The 17,399-nt window shown below is 64.8% G+C and carries 19 protein-coding genes and 1 pseudogene; 14 read left to right on the top strand and 6 right to left on the bottom strand.

The genetic code is table 11. The annotated features are described in order from the left end of the window. Positions 1-31: 31 nt before the first annotated feature. Positions 32-463: a hypothetical protein gene (locus MXB53_RS03385; RefSeq protein ID WP_248895796.1), complete on the top strand. Its 432-nt coding sequence runs from the start codon at positions 32-34 to the stop codon at positions 461-463. Positions 464-531: 68 nt separating this feature from the next. Here the strand turns inward: MXB53_RS03385 and MXB53_RS03380 are convergent, their stop codons facing one another. Further along, positions 532-2,310 carry a DNA-directed DNA polymerase II small subunit gene (locus MXB53_RS03380; RefSeq protein ID WP_248895795.1) on the bottom strand — a complete coding sequence of 593 codons (1,779 nt, stop codon included), beginning with the start codon at positions 2,308-2,310 and terminating at the stop codon, positions 532-534. A gap of 117 nt (positions 2,311-2,427) precedes the next feature. Between MXB53_RS03380 and MXB53_RS03375 the strand changes: the two genes are divergently transcribed. After that, positions 2,428-3,201 carry a S26 family signal peptidase gene (locus MXB53_RS03375; RefSeq protein WP_248895794.1) on the top strand — a complete coding sequence of 258 codons (774 nt, stop codon included), beginning with the start codon at positions 2,428-2,430 and terminating at the stop codon, positions 3,199-3,201. Here MXB53_RS03375 and MXB53_RS03370 read toward each other — a convergent pair. Continuing rightward, positions 3,198-4,757 (bottom strand): Cdc6/Cdc18 family protein, encoded by a 1,560-nt coding sequence (locus MXB53_RS03370; protein WP_248895793.1) that lies wholly within the window; start codon positions 4,755-4,757, stop codon positions 3,198-3,200. The genes MXB53_RS03375 and MXB53_RS03370 overlap by 4 nt on opposite strands. A gap of 760 nt (positions 4,758-5,517) precedes the next feature. On the opposite strand from MXB53_RS03370, the gene MXB53_RS03365 reads away from it, so the two are divergent. The 5 genes from MXB53_RS03365 (at position 5,518) to MXB53_RS03350 (ending at position 8,328) form a co-directional block, all read left to right on the top strand. Continuing rightward, positions 5,518-6,159, top strand: coding sequence for an Era-like GTP-binding protein (locus MXB53_RS03365; RefSeq protein WP_248895792.1), 642 nt, complete (start codon positions 5,518-5,520; stop codon positions 6,157-6,159). Between the two features lie 5 nt (positions 6,160-6,164). Further along, on the top strand, positions 6,165-6,548 hold the full coding sequence (locus MXB53_RS03360) for a DUF2073 domain-containing protein (RefSeq protein WP_248898060.1): 384 nt from the start codon (positions 6,165-6,167) through the stop codon (positions 6,546-6,548). A gap of 4 nt (positions 6,549-6,552) precedes the next feature. Continuing rightward, the gene (locus MXB53_RS03355) at positions 6,553-7,215 is read left to right on the top strand and encodes a Zn-ribbon domain-containing protein (RefSeq protein WP_248895791.1); all 663 of its coding nucleotides are present in this window, start codon (positions 6,553-6,555) and stop codon (positions 7,213-7,215) included. A 229-nt stretch (positions 7,216-7,444) separates the two neighbouring features. Continuing rightward, positions 7,445-7,534 (top strand): hypothetical protein, encoded by a 90-nt coding sequence (locus MXB53_RS15925; RefSeq protein ID WP_425601189.1) that lies wholly within the window; start codon positions 7,445-7,447, stop codon positions 7,532-7,534. Further along, positions 7,534-8,328 carry a DUF7089 family protein gene (locus MXB53_RS03350; protein WP_248895790.1) on the top strand — a complete coding sequence of 265 codons (795 nt, stop codon included), beginning with the start codon at positions 7,534-7,536 and terminating at the stop codon, positions 8,326-8,328. Before MXB53_RS15925 ends, MXB53_RS03350 begins: the two co-directional genes overlap by 1 nt. Positions 8,329-8,353: 25 nt before the next feature. Here MXB53_RS03350 and MXB53_RS03345 read toward each other — a convergent pair whose 3' ends face one another. Beyond that, entirely contained in the window at positions 8,354-8,941 is a 588-nt protein-coding gene (locus MXB53_RS03345; protein WP_248895789.1) for a DUF7090 family protein, read from the bottom strand. Between the two features lie 60 nt (positions 8,942-9,001). Then, positions 9,002-9,457, bottom strand: a complete 456-nt coding sequence (locus MXB53_RS03340) for a DUF2391 family protein (RefSeq protein ID WP_248895788.1) — start codon at positions 9,455-9,457, stop codon at positions 9,002-9,004. 137 nt (positions 9,458-9,594) lie between these two features. On the opposite strand from MXB53_RS03340, the gene MXB53_RS03335 reads away from it, so the two are divergent. After that, positions 9,595-10,596 carry an AI-2E family transporter gene (locus MXB53_RS03335; protein WP_248895787.1) on the top strand — a complete coding sequence of 334 codons (1,002 nt, stop codon included), beginning with the start codon at positions 9,595-9,597 and terminating at the stop codon, positions 10,594-10,596. Between the two features lie 3 nt (positions 10,597-10,599). Here MXB53_RS03335 and MXB53_RS03330 read toward each other — a convergent pair whose 3' ends face one another. Further along, positions 10,600-11,427 (bottom strand): sulfurtransferase, encoded by an 828-nt coding sequence (locus MXB53_RS03330; protein WP_248895786.1) that lies wholly within the window; start codon positions 11,425-11,427, stop codon positions 10,600-10,602. 246 nt (positions 11,428-11,673) lie between these two features. On the opposite strand from MXB53_RS03330, the gene MXB53_RS03325 reads away from it, so the two are divergent. Both MXB53_RS03325 and MXB53_RS03320 read left to right on the top strand, forming a co-directional pair. Next, entirely contained in the window at positions 11,674-12,540 is an 867-nt protein-coding gene (locus MXB53_RS03325; protein ID WP_248895785.1) for a sulfurtransferase, read from the top strand. Between the two features lie 109 nt (positions 12,541-12,649). Further along, the gene (locus MXB53_RS03320) at positions 12,650-13,270 is read left to right on the top strand and encodes a transcription antitermination protein (protein WP_248895784.1); all 621 of its coding nucleotides are present in this window, start codon (positions 12,650-12,652) and stop codon (positions 13,268-13,270) included. Between the two features lie 64 nt (positions 13,271-13,334). Here MXB53_RS03320 and MXB53_RS03315 read toward each other — a convergent pair whose 3' ends face one another. Then, complete coding sequence (locus MXB53_RS03315) at positions 13,335-13,598, bottom strand: DUF7553 family protein (RefSeq protein WP_248895783.1); 264 nt, start codon at positions 13,596-13,598, stop codon at positions 13,335-13,337. A gap of 138 nt (positions 13,599-13,736) precedes the next feature. Between MXB53_RS03315 and uvrB the strand changes: the two genes are divergently transcribed. The 4 genes and pseudogenes from uvrB to MXB53_RS03290 all read left to right on the top strand — a co-directional run bounded on the left by uvrB (position 13,737) and on the right by MXB53_RS03290 (position 17,398). After that, positions 13,737-15,797, top strand: coding sequence for an excinuclease ABC subunit UvrB (gene uvrB, locus MXB53_RS03310; RefSeq protein ID WP_248895782.1), 2,061 nt, complete (start codon positions 13,737-13,739; stop codon positions 15,795-15,797). 42 nt (positions 15,798-15,839) lie between these two features. After that, entirely contained in the window at positions 15,840-16,028 is a 189-nt protein-coding gene (locus MXB53_RS03305; RefSeq protein WP_248895781.1) for a DUF7554 family protein, read from the top strand. 1 nt (position 16,029) lies between these two features. Beyond that, positions 16,030-16,323 (top strand): annotated as a pseudogene (locus MXB53_RS03300) (2'-5' RNA ligase family protein); the annotation flags it as partial. 163 nt (positions 16,324-16,486) lie between these two features. Continuing rightward, a complete protein-coding gene (locus MXB53_RS03290; RefSeq protein WP_248898059.1) occupies positions 16,487-17,398 on the top strand; it encodes a TRAP transporter substrate-binding protein in 912 nt (303 codons plus the stop codon). The last annotated feature ends 1 nt before the right edge of the window (position 17,399 follow it).

Below are 17,399 nucleotides of genomic sequence, written 5' to 3'. Positions count from 1 at the left end.
TATTTAACCGCGTCCCACGATATGGAGGCATATGGAAGTGCGCGACGCAGTCGAGGCCGACGCGGACGCGCTCGCGGGCATCGCGGATGTCCCGGCGGACGTGATCCGCAACCTCATCCACGACCGGACGGTCCGGGTGGCCCAGCGGGAGCCGACGACTGCGGGCCCCAACGCCGACGTGGGCGACGAAGGGCGGAACGTGGCCGGGTTCGTCAGTTTCGACGTCCGGGACGCGACGGTCCACGTCACGCAGTTGGCCGGGACGAAGACGGCGTGCGAGCGACTGCTCGCCGAACCGGTTCGGTTCGCGAAGTCCGAAGGGATGACCGTCGAACTGCTGGCGATCAATGGTGACGAGACGACCGTCGAGGCGGCGAAAGACGCCGGATTCGAACGGCAGGGATCGGGGCCGGCGTTCGACGGGGAGACCACGGTGCGGTATCGGTTCGACCCGACGGGCTAGCGGCTAGCCGAACTCGTCGAGGACGGGTAGGCGGCCGAAGTCGACGGGACAGGCCGAAGCAGCCCGGATCAGGCGAACTTTCGAACCGTTAGATCCAGCGTATCGAGGTCGAGAATCGGGGCGAACCCGGCGTCGGGGTCGATGTTGACGCTCTTCTGGAACGCGGTCTGGGCCTGCCAGCACCCGCTGTTGACCGCGAGGACGTTGTGGTACTTGCCGTAGCCGAGTTTGTGGACGTGGCCGGTGTGGAACACGTCGGGGACGTCCTCGATGACGAGGTGGTCCGCTTCCTCGGGAGCGAGACGCATGTGGCCGCCGTATTTCGGCGCGACGTGGCGCTTTTTCAGGAGATGGTACATCGCGCGGTGGGGGTGCTCGTAACTGGCTTTCTCCTCGGGGAGTTCGGCGATCACTTCGTCGAGGGAGACGCCGTGGTACATCAGCACGGAGACGCCCTCGACGGTCACCGTGGAGGGGTTGCCCACGATGCGGGCGTCGTGGGCCGACATGATGTCGCGGAGTTCCTCGTCGAAGGCGGGCTGGGGCTCCGCGAGTCGGACGGCGTCGTGGTTCCCCGGAATCATCACGATCTCCATGTCGCCGGGGACCTCCTTGAGATACTCCGAGAACTGCTCGTACTGGTCGTAGATGTCGACGATGTCGAGTTCCTCGTCCTGATCGGGGTAGACGCCGACGCCCTCGACCATGTCGCCCGCGAGAAGGAGATACTCCACGGGGTCGGCCTCGTCGGTGTGCAGCCAGTCGGTGAAGCGGTGCCAGGCGTCGGCCATGAACTCCTGGCTGCCGACGTGGACGTCGGAGATGAGCGCCGCCTGCACGTGACGGTCGGCGGTGTTCGGGCGGTAGGTGCGGGGAACGTCGGGGAAATGGAGGGAGTCGACGAAGGCGATGCCCGCGTCGTCCGAGAGGGTTCCCTCGATGGCGAGGCACTCGTCGAGGAGGATCTCGTCGACCACGGCGGCGATGTCGCGGTCCTTCGTGATCAGACAGGGGAAGGTGCCCGTGGTGTCTTCGAGTTCGATGATCCAGTGACCGTTGGCCGAGGAGCGCACGTCGTTCACGAGACCGATCATCGCCACGTCGCTGCCGCCGGGCATGTCCGCGATGGCCGACGCAGGTCGGTGGTTGACCCGCCCACGGAGTTGGCCCGAGAGCTTCTCGTAGCGGTCCCGAAACACCGAGACGAAGTCGTCGTACTCGCCGGTGCCGGTGCTGCGGCCAGTGATGTCGCCGGTGACGGTTATCTCCGTATCTGACGACGATTCGGCGGTGTGAGTAGACCCCTTTGTTTCAACTGGAGAACCAGTGTCTTGCGTCGCAGACGGGGTCGTGGATGCCGGAGTGGAAACCGAGGGGGCCGTCGGAGAGGCAGCGTCAGTAGGAGACGACTCGTCGTCCTCGGGACTCGTCGTCTCGGCGTCAGATGAGGTGGGGGAGTCGGTCGTGGAGGGAGGAGAGTCGGTCGTGGAGGGAGGAGAGTCGGTCGTGGAGGGAGGAGAGTCGGTCGGCGTGAGAGTGGCATCCGTCGAGGACCCTGTTTCTGTCGCGGTGGTGTCTGTGGTGATGTCGTCCGTCGTAGTGGCGTCCGTCGACGCAGCCGAATCCGCCGACGAGGCGGGGTCGTCGCACGACTGGTCGGCGTCGAGCATCGTACGGACGTGTGCGGTGGTGAGTCGGAGCGCGTCGTCGGGGGCGGTTTCGACAGCAGCGTCGAGGGCCGCCGCCGGGTCTGGAGCACCCGCGAGGAGGGTCACAGCCTCGCGCTCCGCGTTGTACCCGCGGCGAGCGAGTTCGCGAACGATGCGTGCGGGGGTCTCCAGAGGCACAGGGAAGCCAGGATCGGTGACGGCAAAAGGGTGCCGGAAGCGCAGAACCGACGCCGGCACGCGGGGCCAGGGGGTGAGTCCAGAACCTTCAACTCGGCCGACGATCAACGGAAACCGATGAGTGCCGACGACGGTCCTCGACCGCCCGACGATCGCGGCGCTCGAGGAAGTGACGGAGACGACGAGCCGTCAGGACTCCAGCGGATCACGAAAGCGACCGGCGGGCCGTTGCTAGTGGTTCGCGAAGCGGCGATCAGCATCGGCTGTGTCGCCGCCATCGGCCTCCTGCTCTTTGCTATCAGCGGCGTCTGGCCGCCGATGGTGGCCGTCGAGAGCGGGAGCATGGAGCCACACATGCACAAGGGTGACCTGGTGGTTATCACTGACTCCGGCCGGTTCGCACCCGACGCCGCCCACGACGGGACGGGCGTCGTCACGCGAGAGGCCGCTCGTGCGGCCGACTACCAGAAGTTCGGCGGCTACGGATCGGTGATCGTCTACGACGAACCGGGCGATGGGGGTCCGCCCGTCATCCACCGGGCTCATTTCTGGGTCGACAGGGGGGAGAACTGGTACGACCGCGCCGATCCGGATCACATCAGCGCGAGCAGCTGCGGAGAGATGCCGAACTGCCCGGCGCCACACGCGGGGTTCGTGACGAAAGGCGACGCCAACGGACAGTACGACCAAGTGAATGGCATCAGCCGAAGCGGCCCGATCAAACCCGGCTGGATCGTCGGCGTCGCGCGCGTCCGCATCCCGTATCTCGGATGGGTGCGCCTCGGCGTCTCGGGGGTCGTCCTGGACACGACGCCCGAAATCGTTACCGAGCGGAGCGTGGAGACGGCTGAGAGTGTGCGCGTGAGTCACTCCGTCTCCGCTAGAAATTAGTTGTCGAAGCGGGCCTGCACGAACGGTTGGACGTTCTCGATATCGCCCAGACGGGAGTCCGAGAGGAGGACGGCCTCGGTCTCGTCGACGGGAACCGAGAGGCTGATCTCCTTGGTGCGGCCGTACCGACCCTTGCTCACGACGACGGCGTTGACGATGCCGAGCATGTCGAGTTCGGAGATGAGGTCGGTGACGCGACGCTGGGTGAGTACGTCGGCGTCGATCTCCTCACAGAGCCGCTTGTAGATGTTGTACACCTCGCCCGTGTTGATGTTGTGGACGCCGTTTTTCTCGAGGAGGATGATCGCAAAGAGGACGATCTTGGACTGTGTGGGAAGGGTGCGGACGACTTCGACCACTCGATCGAGTTCGATCTTGTCCTGGGCCTGGCGGACGTGGTCCTCCTCGACAGTGTTCGCCTGCCCGCGTTCGGCGAGTTCGCCGGCGGTCCGGAGGAGGTCGAGCGCCCGACGGGCGTCGCCGTGTTCCTGGGCCGCGAACGCGGCACAGAGGGGGATGACATCCTCGGTGAGCGCGCCGCCCTTGAACGCGACATCGGCGCGGTGCTGGAGGATGTCGCGCAACTGGTTGGCGTCGTAGGGCGGGAAGACGATCTCCTCCTCGCCGAGACTCGACTTGACGCGTGGATCGAGGAAGTCGGTGAACTTCAGATCGTTCGAGATGCCTATGATCGAGATACGGGAGTTGTCGAGTTCGGAGTTCATCCGCGAGAGGTTATAGAGCGTGTCGTCGCCCGATTTCTCGACGAGTTTGTCGATTTCGTCGAGCATGATGACGGCGACGCGTTCGTGGTAGTCGACGGCTTCGAAAAAGGAGTTGTAGACTCGGTCGGTCGGCCACCCCGTCATCGGAACCGGTTCCATCTCCTCGTGATCGGATTCCAGTACCTCGATCCGGTCGTCGACATCGTCGATCGACTCGAAGCCGTCGATGTCATCGAACGAATCGACCGGCGGGTCGTCGAGCGTGGTTTCGCCGTCTTCGACGGCCGTTCTGAGCTCGGTGAGTTCGTCGACTCGCTCCTCGATAACGGCCTGGTTCTTCTCGATGAACGTGTTGGCTAGCTGGGCGAGGACACGATACTGCGTGTCAGTCACCTCACAGTTGATGTATTCGACTTCGCAGGGAACGTCGTATTTCTGTGACGTGGATTCGAGCTCCTTGCTGACGTATTTCGCGCTCGCCGTCTTGCCGGTCCCAGTCTTGCCGTAGATGAGGATGTTCGATGGCGTATCGCCCCGGAGCGCCGAGACGAGGATGGTCGCCATCTGGTTGATCTGCTCGTTCCGGTGGGGGAGTTCGCGGGGGGTATAGGAGGGGCGAAGTACCTCCTTGTTCTCGAAGATGGGCTCCCCGGAGAGGAGGTCATCGAACAGTCCCTGGTTGTCGGTCTCCTCGTCCTCGAGAACGTCGTCGATGTCGACATCGCGAGAGATGTCAGTCGTGCGGTCGCGTGCGGGTGCGTCACGGATATTTCGCTCCTCGCTGGCGTCGGCGTCGGAACGGTCGTCAGGAGGTGAGTCGTTCGGATTCATGGCGTGTGACCCCGCTGTTTCAACTGGAAGACACCGACGGAACGGGGAAATCCGCTCGGTTCGACGATCCGTGAACCCCCCGGTGCGCCCAGATGATCCAGAGGAAACAGAGGGACACGTGGTAGAAAAATGTTCCCCTCGCCGAACGGGACGTGGTAACCGCGACCGATTCGGCAGTGATCTGCCATTACAGGCCGTATTACCGGGTGATAGACAGGAGCAGCCGCTCCGGAACCACGCCGCCGTCGCATCAGTCATCGATGTGACCGGGGAACCCCCCACCCCTTCGTTTCGGGTGGAACGCTGCGAAGGGGTGGGTGGGGGAGAAGCGGCTCTGTAGTAAGGGCAATCTATAAGTCAATAGCAGAATAATTGTTTCCGTACTCCACTAAACGACTTTTTTCTACAGTGGGGGGTAGCTGTATACTAGCCTAGGCTGCCCGTGAATTCGTCCGGCCACCCGTCGCGGATTCCGGTTCCACCCGAAACGAAGGGGTGGGGGGCACCGACCGCCGTCTCTCCTGTGGATTCCGACCGTTGGCTCACCACCCCGTGTCTCCACTGTGCTGCACGTGCCCGCTGTCCCGAACGTACTCGTTGTCCCGAACGATCCGTTTGTGACTCGACTGCCCCCTGCTGTCCGCGTTCATCTACTGACAGGTCGGTTATGGTTGTCTGACGCACAGTTAAGTGAACGGGGCGACCTTTATCCCGCATACGCCCTCTCACGGACGACAAACGGGAGGTGCGGGAGGATAGGATGGGACTGCTCACAGGACTCAGAGACAGCATCACACGCGTTACGGATCGACTGTTCTCGGCCAGCGATCCCAAACGGATCGGGATCTATGGCCCGCCGAACGCCGGCAAGACGACGCTCGCGAATCGGATCGCACGGGACTGGACGGGCGACGCCATCGGCCCGGAGAGCCACGTTCCACACGAGACGCGACGCGCGCGGCGCAAGGAGAACGTCGAAATCGAACGCAACGGGCGCACCGTCACCATCGACATCGTCGACACACCGGGGGTCACGACGAAAGTCGACTACAAGGAATTCCTCGAACACGACATCGAGAAAGAGGACGCAGTTCGTCGGTCCCGCGAAGCCACCGAGGGAGTCGCCGAGGCCATGCACTGGCTCCGGGAGGACGTCGACGGCGTCATCTACGTCCTCGACAGCACGGAGGACCCCTTCACGCAGGTGAACACGATGCTCATCGGGATCATCGAGAGTCAGGACCTCCCGGTGCTCATCTTCGCGAACAAGACCGACCTCGACGATTCGAACGTCAAGCGCATCGGGGACGCGTTCCCCCAGCACGAGACGGTTCCGCTGTCGGCGCTTGAAGGAGACAACATGGACGAAGTGTATGACAAAATCGCGGAGTACTTCGGGTGATGGGTATGCCGGAAGCCACTCCCGACATCGACGGCGTGCAGATCGACCTCATCAGCGGCGCACGGATGGAGGGGCTCGCGAGCATGGAGAAGATCCGCCTCATCCTCGATGGGGTCCGCGACGGCAACATCGTCATCCTCGAGGATGGGCTCTCCCCCGACGAGGAGTCGAAACTGATCGAGGTGACGATGACCGAGATCAGCCCCGACGAGTTCAACGGCATCGAAATCGAGACGTACCCCCGCTCCGAGACCGCGGATCGGAGCTTCCTCGACCGGTTGATGGGACGGGAGTCGACGAAGAAACTCACCGTCATCGGGCCGGCGAACCAGATCCAGACGCTCCACAAGGACGAGAACCTCATCAGCGCGCTCGTCTCGCGCAAATAAATCGATGCCCCACCAGTGCACGAACTGCGAACGGGTGTTCGCCGACGGGTCCAAGGAGATGCTCTCCGGTTGTCCCGACTGCGGCGGGAACAAGTTCCAGTTCAAGCCCGACTCGGCGACCGAGACGCCGACGCTGGGCGAGGACGATTCGTCGACGGCCGACACACCCTCGTCGTCGACGGCCGACACATCCCCCTCGACCTCAGCCTCGACAACCAGTTCATCCCCGACACCCTCGGCGACGGATTCGTCGGCAGCGTCTTCGGCAGCCGACAGCGCCGCGTCGTCCCCGCCTCCCGACTCGACGGACGACGAGGATTTCATCGAGGCGGAGTCGGATCCGAGCGTGTTCGGCGAGGATACCGCACAGGCCGACGCGCGCCGGAGCGTCGTCACCCGTGACGAACTCGACGACGTGGCCGATCCCGCCGACGTGCCGACCGAGGACGGGGCACCTGCTCAATCACCCGCCTCGGCCGACGCGCCCGGGATCGAAGACCTTCGAGAGGAACTCAACGACCAGTTCGAGAGCATCAAAATACTCGAACCGGGGCAGTACGAACTCAACTTGATGGAGCTGTACGACCGACAGGAGTGCATCATCTCACTCCAGGAGGACGGTCATTACGTCATCGAAGTCGCCGACGCTTGGCGCGACGACGGGTGACTGCTGGCAGCAATCGTTCCCGTTCTCGTTCCTCACCACGTTCGACATGGTGGTTCGGACATCCACACCCCTTTGTTTCTACTGCAAATATCCGATATTCCGCCCACAGTACGGACGTAACCTCCTATATCGCCGGATTCGAAACGGTGGATCAACCGTCTCTATGACTCGAGAGAGGACGAACGCGGAGACTGCAATGTTTATGCGGCGGGGCGCCGAGGATGTTGACATGAGCCAGGCGACCAAGATCGTTCTCGGAACTGTCGGTATCTCGGCCGTTCTCGCGGCCGCCCTCGTCATCGGGATCCTTCTCGGCTGATGTTCGAACGCCGATCGCTCTCGGACGATCTGGAGACCGTTCGGTCCCGTCACGCCCCGGATTCGATCGTCCTCGACGTCGAGACCGACTTCGAGACGCTCCCGCCCGCGACCGCGGAGGACCTCGGCCTGCTGGTCGACGCGCTGGACCCCGCGACCTATCCGCCCGAGTGGGTCCCCGACGACGCGCCGACGCTCCTGCATCGGTACGCGGGATCGGATTTTACGATCGGTCTCCCCGGCGACGGGACGGTGACGTGGACGCGTCAGACCGCCCCGCCGACCGTCTTCGTCAAGGCGCGCGCGGAGGGAACGCCCGATCCGTTTCTCGACTTCCTCATCGCGGAGGCCCTCGTCGAGGTCGGTCTCGATATTCCCGAGTCGTTCCTCCCCTTCTTCGGCGAGCAGTACACCGACCTCGACGCGGCGGTGCCGCTCGACCCCGCATCAGTCTTCCAGATCGCGGCCGCGCTCTACGATGGCTGGGTGGGACGCCAAACCAGGCCCATCTTCACGGGCTGGGAGGACGACATCCCGCCTCTCTACGACGCCTGGGACGACGCCGGCGACCGCCTTCGGGGTCGCGTCGAGGAACTCCCCGAAGCCGTCGCACGCGGCGAGACCGACTTCGCGGCGGCGACCGAACTCGCCTGCGCCGCGATCAAACACGGTCTCGACCTCCCGGCGCCCTTCGCCGCCCTCGATACGTCCGCGTACGTCGACTACGGCCCCGAGTACGCCGTTCGCTGGGCGGCGACGACGTTCGAAACGCTGGATGCGGACGAATCTGACTGAGGACGAAGCCGAGTCGGCGTGACCCCTACTCCGTCTCGAACGTCGCGGTGACGTTTCCGTCGACGTCGAGGTCGAGGACCCCGTCGAACAGGTTCCGGAACCGCTCCAGTGTCGCTTCGTCGTGCACCTCTTTCGAGAGATGGAACAGCCCGACGGCGTCGTATTCCTCCAGCAGGTCGAGCAGTCGTTTCGTCGCCTCGTACACCTGTTCCTCGTCGGCGTAGTACGCCATCTCCGTGAGCGAGTCGACGCTCACGCGGCGTTTCCCCTCGTGGGTCTGCAGGAACGTCCGGGTCTTGGCGACGACGCCATCCAGATCGTCGGGGGAGGCGACGTAGTGAACCCGATCCGACGGCCGCCGGGAGTAGCCGCGTTCGACCGAGAGCGTATCTAGGATATCGGCCCGCGACTCGTCGACGTCGTAATGTTCGAGTTTCTGTTCGACCTCGCGTGCGGTGGTGCGGGTCGAGACGACGAGGAAGTTGTCGGTGTCCGTCTTGAGGAAATCGGTATCGATCCGGTCGGTCTCGCCGATGCTCGGGTGAAGCAGGAGAACACCCGTCCCACCGGGTATCGTTTCCGGCGCACCGTCGATGGCGAGCGTGTAATCCATATCCGTCCCTCCGACCGGACGGACTTAAGACTGCGGGTGATCGCGCAACGGCGCGGATCGCTAGAACAACGAGTCGGCCGTTGCGGCGCCAACGACGCTGAACACGGCGCCGACGCTCACGGCTCTGAGCGTCACGCCAACGCGTTCGATCGGAATTATCAGCCCGCCGACGGTCAGCGGTTGCCCACCCAGCTCGGACAGAAACGTCGACGGGGCGCCGAACGTCAGCGCCAGGACGAGCACCGACCCATACGAGACGAGCACGAGCGAGACGAACCGGACGGGCACCCCGCCGACCTCGCTCTCCCGCTCCGGATCCCGGTCGTCGGCCTTGTAGAGCGCGCCGTAGCCGATTCCCATCACGATGACGACCGTCGCGAGCGTCTGGAGCCACGACATGCCGGCGGCCAGCGTCCACACTTCCTCGGTGACCACGAACGGTCCCGCGAGCAGGAATCCGCCGACGACCTGCTGGGCGGTGTCCGCCACCCGGTACCGGCGACTCGTTCCGACCATGGGTGTCGCTCGGTCGCCGTGACAGTAAAGCCGCGGTGTTCGGTTTTGCCGAGTCTCCTGTTCCTGGACGCTCGCCTTGCGACCGAGGCCCCGCCGATCGGGAAACGATTTTTGCCCCACCCGTCGCAGGTACCGTCGTGACTCTCCAGCGCCGGTACGTGCTCGGTGGCCTCTTCGCCGTCCTGACCCTCGGTGCGGCCGCCTTCCTCGCGAACATTCTCGGGACGGTCTTTTTCGCCCTCACCGTTGCCTACCTGCTCGTCCCGCTTCGCGAGGAACTGACTCGTCGCGGGCTCTCACACTGGCGCGCCAGCCTCGCCGTGACGACGGCCGCCCTCCTCGCCGTCGTCGTCCTCTCCTTGCCTCTCGTCGTCGTCGTGGCGCTCCGCCTCGACGCCGTCATCACCTTCCTCGCGGCGCTGCCGACGACGGTCACCGTCGAATACTACGGGTTCGCCACGACTGTAACCCTCGCGGAGGTCCGGGCGATCGCCGTCTCGTTCGGCCGCCAACTCGCCCGGTCGTTCGCCGTCGCAGTCCCCGTACTCGCGCTCAAACTGACCGTGTTCGTGATGGTCGTCTTCGCGTTGCTCACGCGGACGACGGAGACACACCGGGCGATCATCGCCGTCGTGCCGCGGGCCTACCGGGACGTGGTTCACGCGCTGGGGCGCCGGAGCCGGGCGACGCTCTTTGCCATCTACGTGTTGCAGGCGGCGACGGCCGTCGGCACCTTCCTCATCGCGCTCCCGTTTTTCTTCCTCCTGGGCTACCCCTACTACCTCACGCTGGCGGTGCTCGCGGCCGTCCTGCAGTTCATCCCCGTCGTCGGCCCGTCGGTGTTGCTCGCGGTGCTCGTGGTCGTCCACTTGCTCGCGGAGGATCCCGCCCGCGCCGCCATCGTCGCCGTCGTCGGGAGCATCCTCGTGGCGTGGCTACCGGACGTGTTGATCCGCCCCCGCCTCGCGCGGGAAACCGCGGGACTCCCGGGGAGTCTCTACTTCGTCGGCTTCGTCGGCGGGTTGCTGACGATCGGTCCTATCGGCGTCATCGTCGGCCCGCTGGCCGTCGCCCTCGTCGTCGAGGCGGGGAGTCTCCTGTCGGCCGAACTCAACGATGTCCCCATCTCGGAGGAGTGACGCTCAGTCGCTGTCGCCGTCGCCGCTCTCGTCACGCCCCTCCTCGCTCCCCTGCCCGCTTCCCTGTTCGAGCGGTCCCCCCCGCTCTTTCCACTCCGTGAGACTCCCCTCGTAGAAGTCGACCTGCTCGTAGCCGAGATGTTTGAGTACGACGTACGTGTGGCTGATGCGGCGCGCGGTGTTGCAGTAGAGGATGATCCGCTCGTCGGGAGTAATCCCCCGGTCGGTCAGTAGCGACTCCAGTTCGGCGTCGGGTTTCAGCCCTCGCGTCTCCTCGTCGACGAGCTCGCGCCAGTCCAGTTGCACCGCGCCCGGCAGGTGGCCCTCCTCGTACTCCCACTGTTTGCGGGTGTCGACGACCACCGCGTCGGTGTCGAGCGCCGCCCGAACCGTCTCGAATCCCACCAGCGGCGACGCCGCAGGTTCCCGCACCTCGTAGGATGCGGGCTCCACTTCTGGCGTTTCCGTCGTCGTCTCGTAGGACAGACTCCACGCGCTGAAGTCGCCGTCGAGGAGGTGGACATCACGGTGGCCGTACAGCAGCGCCGTCACGAGGAATCGGGCGGCGAACACGCCGTGTTCGTCGTCGTAGGCCACCAGGCAGTCGTCGGTCCCGATGCCCGCCGACGCCATCAGGTCGGTCCATCGTTCCTCACCGGGGAGCATCCCCTCGTCGCCCTTCTGGCTCCGAAACTCGTCGAAGGGCACGTTGACCGCGCCCGGAATATGGCCGATGCCGTCGAACTCCCAGGCGTCGCGGACGTCGACCACCTGCACCTCGCCGCGGTGGGTGGCAAGCCACTCCATCGAGACGACGATATCTTCGGTCATGGTCGGTGTACGTACCCCGTCGGATTTAGGAACGGCGTTTCGACGCGTCGCCGCTGCGCGTCCGTCTCATTCCGTGACAGTATTTGCCGGATGATCGCCCCCGTGGTCCGTTCAGCTACGGTCAGCAGCCACCCCGGACCGTTCAGCCTGGGCAGATGTGGCAATACTTTCCTGATCGGGCGAGGGTTGGCTGTGTCTGCCGCTGGTGTGGGGATTATAGGGGAGGGTGTCGTATCGGCTACTGCTATGTCAGATTCAGCGTACGCAAAAGACGTCCTCGTTTCGGCGGACTGGGTGGAAGACCACCTGGACGACTTCCAGAGCGACGATCCGGACTATCGTCTGGTGGAAGTCGACGTCGACACCGAGGCCTACGACGAGGGTCACGCCCCCGGCGCCATCGGCTTCAACTGGGAGACGGACCTGCAGGACCAGACCACGCGCGACATCCTCTCGAAGGAGGACTTCGAAGCGCTGCTGGGCAGTCACGGCATCACTGAGGACTCCACGGTCGTCCTCTACGGTGACAACTCCAACTGGTTCGCGGCCTACACCTACTGGCAGTTCAAGTACTACGGTCACGACGACGTCCGTCTGATGGACGGCGGCCGCGACTACTGGCTCGAGAACGACTACCCGCTCACCGAGGACGTGCCGGACTTCTCGGTCGTCGACTACGAGGCCTCGGGTCCCCGCGAGAGCATCCGTGCCTACCGCGAGGACGTCGAGAACGCCATCGACCGCGGGCTTCCGCTCGTGGACGTTCGCTCGCCCGAGGAGTTCAGTGGCGAGATCCTCGCCCCGCCGGGCCTGCAGGAGACCGCCCAGCGCGGCGGCCACATCCCCGGCGCGAAGAACATCTCGTGGGCCGCGGTCACCAACGACGACGGCACGTTCAAGAGCCGCGACGAGATCGCGCAGCTCTACGCCGAGGAAGGCATCGACGGCGAGGGCACGACCGTCGCCTACTGCCGCATCGGCGAGCGCTCGTCGGTCGCCTGGTTCGCGCTCCACGAACTCCTCGGCTACGAGGACACCATCAACTACGACGGCTCCTGGACCGAGTGGGGCAACCTCGTGGGCGTCCCGATCGAGAAGGGCGAGGCCGAGTAACGCCGCTCCCGTCGCGAGTCGCGACCCCCCAACCGACCCCTTCTTTTTCAGTCGACACCGCACCGTCCCGTGGCGATGCTTACAAACGATGGGCTGTTCTACCCCACCTATGGACGCCACCACGCTCGTCGACACCGTAACCGACGACCTGGAGACCGAACTGTCCCGACTCGGTTCGTCGAAATGGCTGTACGCCCTGACCGACGGCGAGATGTCGGGCGACGCCGTCCGCACCGCCGCGGCCGCCGACGCCGCCGCCGCGGCCGACCGCTTCGAGTCGTGGGCGGCCGACGCCGACGACCCCGACGCTGAATCCTGTTTCGACCACCTCGCGACCACCGCCCGGAACCGCCACGAGACGCTCGACGCCGACGCCGACGCCGACGCCGCGGACCGGCGCATCTACGGGACGCTCGCGGACTTCGACGACCCCGTCGAACGCGTCGGCGCCGCCCTCGGCCACTCCCTCGTCACCGACCGGACGGCGGGACAGATGGTCGGCTTCTTCGTCGGCGACGCCGACCCCTCCACCGCCAACACGTTCCGGTCGCTCCGTGACGACATCGACGACGCTCACGACCACATCGTCGAGACGCTCGACGCGATCTGTGCGTCCGACGACGACTGGGTGCGGGCCGAGGCGGCCGCCACCGAAGCCATCGAGGCGGCTTACGACGACTACGTCGAAACGCTCGAATCGATGGGCGTCAAACCGAAAAACGTCTGCTGACGCACCTCCACCCGAAGGAAAGGGGTTCGTGAACGGTTCACATGGGAAGCCGCGGCCGTCGTCGCTACACGCCTTCGATGGTTTCGCGGTAGGCGCTGATGGCCTCCATCGCGGCGTCGATATGCTCGCCCGCGTCCGCACCCGTCGCGGATTTGAGTTCGTGGAGCGTGTTGGCGTGACGGGCGAGGCGACCGTGGTCCGCGCCCGACTCCGCCAAGTTCGCCAGGTGCTCGGCCTGCTGTTCGAGTCGGTCGCGTTCGTCGCCGTCGGTCAGATCGGCCGCGGCGCGCAGTTCCTCGCTCGCTCGTTCGAGTTCGTCGATTGCCATACGCGGCGCTACGAGAGTCGGGGATTAAGTTCCTGTCCCTCCGCGCACGGTTTGGGAACGGCCGTCGGGGGGTGCGTGATCCCAACGGATGCCACCCCAAGCGAATCCGTCAAGTGCTCGGAGCGCTCAGCAACCCACGTGAGCGACGCGAACTCCGGTCCCCTTCAGCCGGACCGTCCCGACGCCGACCGCCCCTTCCGGGTCGACGCCCCCTTCGATCCCGCCGGCGATCAACCCGACGCCATCGAGCAACTCGTTGACGGCTACGAGTCCGGGATGGACCGCCAGACGCTACTCGGCGTCACCGGGTCCGGCAAGACGAACACCGTCTCGTGGGTCATCGAGGAACTCCAGCAGCCGACGCTGGTCATCGCCCACAACAAGACCCTCGCGGCACAGCTGTACGAGGAGTTTCGCACCCTCTTTCCCGACAACGCCGTCGAATACTTCGTCTCCTACTACGACTACTACCAGCCCGAGGCGTACGTCGAACAGACGGACACGTTCATCGACAAGGACGCCTCGATCAACGACGAAATCGACCGCCTGCGACATTCCGCCACCCGCTCGCTCCTCACTCGGGACGACGTCATCGTCGTCGCGAGCGTCTCGGCCATCTACGGCCTCGGCGACCCCGCCAACTACGTCGACATGTCCCTTCGCCTCGAACCCGGCCAGGACATCGGTCGCGACGACCTGCTGGCTCGGCTGGTCGACCTCAACTACGACCGCAACGACGTGGACTTCACCCAGGGCACCTTCCGGGTGCGCGGCGACACTGTCGAGGTGTTCCCCATGTACGGCCGCTACGCCGTCCGCGTGGAGTTCTGGGGCGACGAAATTGACCGCCTGACGAAACTCGATCCGCTCGAAGGCGAGGTGAAAAGCCAGGAGCCGGCGGTGCTGATCCACCCCGCGGAACACTACTCCATCCCCGAGGAACGCCTCGAAAACGCCATCGACGAAATCGAGGCGCTGATGGAAGACCGGGTGGCGTACTTCGAGCGCCAGGGCGACCTCGTCGCTGCTCAGCGCATCGAGGAGCGCACCACCTTCGACATCGAGATGTTGCGCGAGACGGGCTACTGCTCCGGCATCGAGAACTACTCGGTCCACCTCTCGGACCGCGACTCCGGCGAGGCACCCTACACCCTGCTCGACTACTTCCCCGATGACTTCCTCACCGTCATCGACGAGTCCCACCAGACGCTCCCCCAGATCAAGGGGCAGTACGAGGGCGATAAATCGCGGAAGGACTCGCTCGTCGAGAACGGCTTCCGTCTCCCCACCGCCTACGACAACCGCCCGCTCACTTTCGAGGAGTTCCAGGAGAAGACGAGCCGTTCGCTCTACGTCAGTGCCACCCCTGGCGATTACGAACGTGACCACTCCGACCAGGTGGTCGAACAGATCGTTCGCCCGACCTACCTGGTCGACCCCGAAATCGAGGTGGCCGACGCCACCGGTCAGGTCGACGACCTCATGGATCGCATCGACGAACGCATCCAACGCGACGAGCGCGTCCTCGTCACGACGCTCACCAAGCGCATGGCCGAGGACCTCACCGAGTATCTCTCGGAGGCTGGCGTCGCGGTGGAGTATATGCACGACGAGACCGACACCCTGGAGCGTCACGAACTCATCCGCGGCCTGCGTCTCGGCGAGTTCGACGTCCTCGTCGGCATCAATCTCCTCCGCGAGGGGCTGGACATCCCCGAGGTGTCGCTGGTCGCCATCCTCGACGCCGACCAGGAAGGGTTCCTTCGATCCGAGACGACGCTCGTCCAGACGATGGGACGCGCGGCGCGAAACGTCAACGGCGAGGTGGTGCTGTACGCCGATGAGGTGACCGACTCGATGCAGGCGGCCATCGACGAGACCCGCCGTCGCCGACAGATTCAGCGGGCGTTCAACGAGGAACACGGCCACGAGCCGACGACCATCGAGAAGGCCGTCGGCGAGACGAACCTTCCCGGGAGCGAGACGGACACCTCCAGTGTCACCGGTGACGCACCCGACAGCGACGACGAGGCCCGCGCCCGCATCGAGGCGCTCGAAGAGCGCATGCAGACCGCCGCCGACAACCTGGAGTTCGAACTCGCAGCGGACATCCGCGACCGCATCCGCGAACTCCGGGAGGAGTTCGACTTCGACACCGCCGACGAAGGCGTCGAACCCGAACTCGACTCCGAGTTCTGAGCGGCCGCTATCCTTATCCCCGAACCGCCCCCAGTTCGCCCCATGAACCGTGGCTCCATCGACGTGGAAGACCTGCTGAAGCTCGTGCTCATCCTGGTCGTCGTTTGGCTCGCGCTCAGCGTCGTCGAACAGGCGTTCGACATCGTCTTCGGCCTGTTCGGCTTCCTCCAGCCACTCATCGGCCTGCTTATCGCCATCGTCATCATCCTCTGGCTGCTCGACAGAATCTAGCGTGTACAGCCTCAACGTCCCTGTTCCCCCGGCCGTCGAACGCCTCGCGGCCGAGCTCCACCCGCAACTCGTTCCGTTCGACCGGATCCGGGACCGCCACACCCTCGTCTGCAAGCGGTTCGAGGCCGAGGAACACGAGTACGACCACCTCCGCGAGCGCCTCCGGCGTGCGCTCTCGCCCACGCCCGCGTTCGAGGCACGGATCACCGACATCGGCGCCTTCGAGGCTCCCGTCCACGGCCCCGGCCCCGTCGCCTATCTCGCCGTCGAGAGCCCCGGTCTCTACCCTCAACATTTATAATAAACTATCGTAATACGTGAGGTAGAGTCACATGACTAGTGCAAATCGGCGGCAGTTCGTCAAGGCAGCAGGCGCAGCATCGGTTGTCGGATTGACTGGTTGTCTCAGCGGGGGCGGAGACGGCAGCGGCGGTAGTAGCGGTAGCGGTGACGTCAGCATGACGATCGCCAGCAACTTCGTGGAGGACCACGTCCTGGTCCAGTCCGCACAGAAGTTCAAAGAGGACATCGAAAGCGAGACCGACGGCCGGTTCTCGGTGGAGATTTCGCCTGGCGGCGCGTACGGGTCGGCGTCCGAGATCACGGAACTGACACGCGACGGCGGCGTCGACGGCTCCGTGCAGGGAACGGCGCCGTTCGACCAGTACACGCCCGGCTACTTCTTCTTCCAGAACCCCTTCGTTCCGAAGGACTACGACCACATCCTTCGCATCATGGACCACGACCTCTTCCAGCCCGCATACGAGAAACTGCGGTCGGAAGGAAACCAGCGACAGGTCGGGAACGTCATCTACCGCGGGACGCGCCAGACCGTCACCAAGGAGGGCTGGGGTCCGATTCGGAGCGTCGACGATCTGGAGGGGCTGCAGCCGCGGATCACGCCGTGGGAGACGTGGCAGCGCACCTGGCGAGCGACTGGCGTCGACCCCGTCGCAATCGACTGGCCAGAAGTGTACACCGCACTGGAGACGGGCACCGCCGACGCCGCCGAAGCGCCGCCCGAGTCGCTCCGCTCGGCGTCAATCTACGAGGTCGTCGACTACCTGAGCCAGACGGACAACCTCACGACCGTCGGGAGCATGTTCGTCAGAGAGGAGTTCTATCAGGGCCTCGACGAGACCTATCAGGACCTCGTCGACGAGCTGGCGCTCAGCGCCTCGGAATACGGCACCGAAATGGCGATGGAAGAGGAACAGACCCACTACGACTTCTTCGAGGAGCAGGGTATCGAAATCGTGCCCCGCGAAGAGATCGATCGGGGGTCGATAGTCGACGCCGCCGCGTCCGCCATCGAGGAGCTGTTCGCGGAGCGGTGGGAGTCCGACTACGAGACGATCCAGTCGATCTAGT

Origin of the sequence: Haloplanus sp. XH21, from assembly GCF_023276355.1 — an archaeon.
GTDB classification, from domain to species: domain Archaea; phylum Halobacteriota; class Halobacteria; order Halobacteriales; family Haloferacaceae; genus Haloplanus; species Haloplanus halobius.
This window is presented reverse-complemented; position numbering and strand designations above follow the sequence as displayed.

Coding starts and splice junctions, on each gene's coding strand:
- MXB53_RS03305 (WP_248895781.1), top strand. CDS start 15,840: ATGAACCGTGGCTCCATCGACGTGGAAGACCTGCTGAAGCTCGTGCTC.
- MXB53_RS03370 (WP_248895793.1), bottom strand. CDS start 4,757: ATGAATCCGAACGACTCACCTCCTGACGACCGTTCCGACGCCGACGCC.
- MXB53_RS03340 (WP_248895788.1), bottom strand. CDS start 9,457: ATGGTCGGAACGAGTCGCCGGTACCGGGTGGCGGACACCGCCCAGCAG.
- MXB53_RS03325 (WP_248895785.1), top strand. CDS start 11,674: ATGTCAGATTCAGCGTACGCAAAAGACGTCCTCGTTTCGGCGGACTGG.
- MXB53_RS03345 (WP_248895789.1), bottom strand. CDS start 8,941: ATGGATTACACGCTCGCCATCGACGGTGCGCCGGAAACGATACCCGGT.
- MXB53_RS03375 (WP_248895794.1), top strand. CDS start 2,428: ATGAGTGCCGACGACGGTCCTCGACCGCCCGACGATCGCGGCGCTCGA.
- MXB53_RS03360 (WP_248898060.1), top strand. CDS start 6,165: ATGCCGGAAGCCACTCCCGACATCGACGGCGTGCAGATCGACCTCATC.
- MXB53_RS03330 (WP_248895786.1), bottom strand. CDS start 11,427: ATGACCGAAGATATCGTCGTCTCGATGGAGTGGCTTGCCACCCACCGC.
- MXB53_RS15925 (WP_425601189.1), top strand. CDS start 7,445: ATGAGCCAGGCGACCAAGATCGTTCTCGGAACTGTCGGTATCTCGGCC.
- MXB53_RS03290 (WP_248898059.1), top strand. CDS start 16,487: ATGACGATCGCCAGCAACTTCGTGGAGGACCACGTCCTGGTCCAGTCC.
- MXB53_RS03315 (WP_248895783.1), bottom strand. CDS start 13,598: ATGGCAATCGACGAACTCGAACGAGCGAGCGAGGAACTGCGCGCCGCG.
- MXB53_RS03355 (WP_248895791.1), top strand. CDS start 6,553: ATGCCCCACCAGTGCACGAACTGCGAACGGGTGTTCGCCGACGGGTCC.
- MXB53_RS03350 (WP_248895790.1), top strand. CDS start 7,534: ATGTTCGAACGCCGATCGCTCTCGGACGATCTGGAGACCGTTCGGTCC.
- MXB53_RS03320 (WP_248895784.1), top strand. CDS start 12,650: ATGGACGCCACCACGCTCGTCGACACCGTAACCGACGACCTGGAGACC.
- MXB53_RS03365 (WP_248895792.1), top strand. CDS start 5,518: ATGGGACTGCTCACAGGACTCAGAGACAGCATCACACGCGTTACGGAT.
- MXB53_RS03385 (WP_248895796.1), top strand. CDS start 32: ATGGAAGTGCGCGACGCAGTCGAGGCCGACGCGGACGCGCTCGCGGGC.